Consider the following 4,293-nt stretch of genomic DNA (forward strand, 5'->3'; position numbering starts at 1 on the left):
AAAAATTAAAATTAAAAATTAAAATTAAAAATTAAAATTAAAAATTAAAATTAAAAATTAAAATTAAAAATTAAAAATTAAAAATTAAAATTAAAAATTAAAATCATATGTGAAATTATGTTAATTGGATTGATATCAGACACCCACATTCCAGATAGAAGAGTGAAGCTTCCTCAAAAGGTATTGGAAACCTTTGAAGGAGTGGATTTGATTATTCATGCAGGAGACATAACCAGCAAAAGCGTCATTGATGAATTGGGGACAGTAGCTCCTGTCGTTGCAGTTGAAGGAAATATGGATAGAGTCCATGGAGATATAGAATTGCCTGTCTCAAAGATAATTGAAGCAGAAGGCCACAAGATTGGAGTGATTCATGGAGAGGTTTATCCAAGGGGAGACACACAGCAATTATATTACCATGCATTGCAGTTAGGAGTGAATATTCTTGTAAGTGGACATTCACATGTTGCACAACTTGAAAAGATAAAGGATGTCCTTTTGATAAATCCAGGAAGTCCAACAAATCCAAGATTATCAGACCCATCTGTTGCATTGATGGAAATAAATGGAAATGACATCAGCATAGAATTCATTCAAACTGGAAGACCAGTCTGTTCTGCATTGAATTTCTATGAAGAGAAGGCTAAAAAAGATAAAGCAAACAAATAGAATACAAAAGAATACAAAAGAATTCAAATAGAAAACATATTTATAATAATCAGGAGGGTTAATATGGGAAGCAGATGGCAAGTGGAAAAGAAGAATGACCCTTATTACAAAAGAGCTAAAAGTGAAGAATATCGTTCAAGAGCATCATATAAACTTAAGCAACTTGATAAAAAATACAAAATCATCAAAGAGGGAGACACTGTAGTGGATTTAGGTGCCGCTCCAGGTGGATGGTCTCAAGTGGCTTTAGAAAAGGTAGGAGAAGAAGGAATCGTTGTAGGAGTGGACTTAAACAGAATCAAACCATTCCACGAACCTAATTACTTTGGAATCAGAGGAGACTTCACCAAAGAAATCGTTCAGGAAAAGGTTATGGAACTGACACATGGAAAAGCAAAAGTGCTTATGTCAGATGCTGCACCTTCATTGACTGGAGTGAAAGACCTCGACCATTTAAGATCTGTTGACCTTGTGGAAACAGTGTTCAAGATTGCAGACAATATTCTTGAAACAGAAGGAAACCTTGTAATCAAGGCATTCCAAGGTCCCGAATACAAACGTCTTTTAGATAGCATCAAATACGATTTCAGAAAAGTGAAATCAACCAAACCGCCATCATCAAGACAAAGAAGCAAAGAAATGTATATCGTTGGATTAGGCTACAGAAAAGGACCTAAAAAGAAAAAATAATTTTTAAAAAAAGAGATAATAGAAAACTAAATTAATTGAAAAAATAAATAAAAAAAGAAGTTAAATAATAAAATTATTTAACTGATAAACTATTATAAGCTTCATGAGCTATTTTTAAATCGTCTCTTGTTTGTTTTAATCTCTCATCAACTTCTGAAGCAGGCTTACCCATAGACAATGCACTCTCTACATCACTTAAATCATTTTGAGCCCTTACAAGCTCTACTTGTGCATTTACATATTCTCTTTCTAAAGTGATGTTGTCCATAGCATAAATCTTATTACCTGTATCATTAAATTGAGCTTCCAATGCAGTGTAATTAGATTTCAATTCTGCTAATTGGTCATACTGAGTACCGGATGAAATTCCTCCGGTTAAACTTGAGGAAACTACACTAAAACCAACATAAGCAACTGCAGCTACAGTAGCTATAATCATAATAACTCCTAAAACAGAAATTAGCATTGAAGTTGATTTGAATAGACCCAATCTTGATTTCTTCATAAATTCACCATAATATTATTTAAAAATTTAATTAGTATTACTATTACTTATAAAATTACACATATTTAAAATTTTCAATTAAATTGGTAAAAAATGAAATGAAATCAATAAAATAATCACCATAAAAAACCAAACTGAACTTGAAAAATCATAACAGCTTAAAAGCTATTTTTCAAAATGAATATAGTGAAAAAATTAAAAATTTTTAAAAATTAAATAAACTTTTATACGATTAAATATAAAGAATATAATACAATGAATTCCACTAACAAAACAAAAACATCACTTGCAAAATTTGAAGAATTTTTCTCTACAATTTACAAAGATGATGTGTTTGAAATTTTAGAAAAATATCCTGATGAAAGGTCACTTACAGTCAATTACGAAGACTTAGAGAAGTTTGATCCTGATTTAGCGGACTTATTGATAACAAAGCCTGATGAAGTTATTGCTGCTTCTCAAAAGGCTATTAAAAATATCGATCCGTTGATGAAGGATGCTGAATTGAACATCAGATTTGAAAATCTCACAAACAACATTCCATTAAGCGATCTCTTAAGTAAATACATAGGTCACTTTGTATCTGCTGATGGAATTGTGAGGAAAACTGATGAGATTCGTCCACGTATTGAAGTAGGAAAATTTGAATGTAGAGGCTGCATGAGAATTCATGAAGTGGAACAGAGCTCTGGAAATCATATCATGGAACCTTCATTATGTGGCGAATGTGGTGGAAGATCCTTTAGATTGCTTCAAGAGGAATCCAAATATATAGACACTCAAAGTGCAAGAATGCAGGAACCTTTGGAAAACCTATCTGGAGGAACAGAACCAAAACAAATGCTTATGGTTTTAGAGGATGATTTGGTAGATGAATTAAATCCAGGAGACAAAGTAAGAATCACTGGAACCTTAAAGACATTTAGGGAAGAAAGAAGTGGAAAATTCAAGAATTACATTTACGTGAATCATATCGAACCTTTAGAACAGGAATTCGAGGAATTGGAACTTAGTGAAGAAGATGAAGAAAAAATCTTGGAATTATCCAAAGACCCTCATATACACGATAAAATCATCAATTCCACAGCACCTTCAATCAAAGGTCACAGAGATGTAAAGGAAGCTATTGCATTGCAGCTCTTCGGTGGAACAGTACAACAATTGGAAGATGGAACTCGTTTAAGAGGAGACCTTCACATTCTTATTGTTGGGGACCCAGGTATAGGTAAATCCCAAATACTCAAATATGTTTCAAAATTAGCCCCAAGAAGTGTTTACACAAGTGGTAAAGGTACATCCGGTGCAGGATTAACTGCAGCGGCAGTTAGAGATGAGCTCGGAGGCTGGTCTCTTGAAGCAGGTGCATTGGTACTTGGGGACCAAGGTAACGTATGTGTTGACGAATTGGATAAGATGCGTTCAGAAGATAGATCTGCACTTCACGAAGCATTGGAACAACAAACAGTAAGTATTGCAAAAGCAGGAATTATGGCAACATTGAACACAAGATGTTCCGTGCTTGCAGCTGCAAACCCTAAGTTCGGTACTTTTGATAGATACAAGACTTTGGCAAACCAAATTGACTTGCCTTCACCAATTCTTTCCCGTTTCGATTTGATATTTGTTATTGAAGACAAGCCAAATGTCGAAAAGGATAGGGAATTGGCAAAGCATATTCTTACAACTCACCAATATTCCAACATAGCATATGATATAGAGCCAGAACTCTTGAGAAAGTATATCGCTTATGCACGTAAGAATATCCAACCGGTACTTACAGATGAAGCAACAAAAGTATTGGAAGAGTTTTATGTATCAGTGAGAACAGGAGGTATGGAAGAAGGAACTCCTGTACCAATCACTCCAAGGCAATTGGAAGCGACAATTCGTTTAGCTGAAGCCAGCGCAAAACTTCAACTCAAAAACGAAGTGGAAGCTTCAGATGCTCATAGAGCAATCAGCTTGCAAAGAAGATGTTTAGAGAAAATCGGAATGGATCCTGACACCGGTAAAATCGACATTGCAAGAGTTGAAGGAAGAACTCCAACATCTGAAAGAGATAAAATGCGTGTTGTACAGCAAGCAATTGAAGAATTGGAAGCGGAATTTGTTGATGTTCCAACAAATGTCCTAAAAGACCATCTTGCTGAAAACAGTGATATAAGTGAAGAAAAAACAGATGAAATCTTGAAGATGCTCAAATCCAGAGGACTTATCTACGAACCACGTAATGGTCTTGTAAGAACATTGAAAGATTAGATGGTCAATGACCATATTAAAATTAAATAATTTGCTTGATTGAATTCAAGCATTTTTTTTCTATTTTTTATTTTAAGTTACTTTATTAATTATATAACTCATTATATAATAATAATTCATTATATAATAATAACTCATTATATAATAAATACATTAATAAATGATAAAAA

General features: G+C 33.6%; 4 protein-coding genes. 3 read left to right on the plus strand and 1 reads right to left on the minus strand.

From position 1 onward, the window contains the following. Positions 1 to 117 precede the first annotated feature (117 nt). Positions 118 to 669, plus strand: a complete 552-nt coding sequence (locus ACKI67_RS10510) for a YfcE family phosphodiesterase (protein WP_407463490.1) — start codon at positions 118 to 120, stop codon at positions 667 to 669. A 63-nt stretch (positions 670 to 732) separates the two neighbouring features. Next, a complete protein-coding gene (locus tag ACKI67_RS10515; protein ID WP_407463491.1) occupies positions 733 to 1,359 on the plus strand; it encodes an RlmE family RNA methyltransferase in 627 nt (208 codons plus the stop codon). 73 nt (positions 1,360 to 1,432) lie between these two features. Here ACKI67_RS10515 and ACKI67_RS10520 read toward each other — a convergent pair whose 3' ends face one another. Next, complete coding sequence (locus ACKI67_RS10520) at positions 1,433 to 1,864, minus strand: hypothetical protein (RefSeq protein ID WP_407463492.1); 432 nt, start codon at positions 1,862 to 1,864, stop codon at positions 1,433 to 1,435. A gap of 255 nt (positions 1,865 to 2,119) precedes the next feature. On the opposite strand from ACKI67_RS10520, the gene ACKI67_RS10525 reads away from it, so the two are divergent. Further along, complete coding sequence (locus tag ACKI67_RS10525) at positions 2,120 to 4,123, plus strand: ATP-binding protein (RefSeq protein WP_407463493.1); 2,004 nt, start codon at positions 2,120 to 2,122, stop codon at positions 4,121 to 4,123. Positions 4,124 to 4,293 lie beyond the last annotated feature (170 nt).

The sequence above is a fragment of the Methanobrevibacter sp. genome (assembly GCF_045577275.1).
In the GTDB taxonomy this organism is placed as follows: domain Archaea; phylum Methanobacteriota; class Methanobacteria; order Methanobacteriales; family Methanobacteriaceae; genus Methanobrevibacter.

Coding starts and splice junctions, on each gene's coding strand:
- ACKI67_RS10510 (WP_407463490.1), top strand. CDS start 118: ATGTTAATTGGATTGATATCAGACACCCACATTCCAGATAGAAGAGTG.
- ACKI67_RS10515 (WP_407463491.1), top strand. CDS start 733: ATGGGAAGCAGATGGCAAGTGGAAAAGAAGAATGACCCTTATTACAAA.
- ACKI67_RS10520 (WP_407463492.1), bottom strand. CDS start 1,864: ATGAAGAAATCAAGATTGGGTCTATTCAAATCAACTTCAATGCTAATT.
- ACKI67_RS10525 (WP_407463493.1), top strand. CDS start 2,120: ATGAATTCCACTAACAAAACAAAAACATCACTTGCAAAATTTGAAGAA.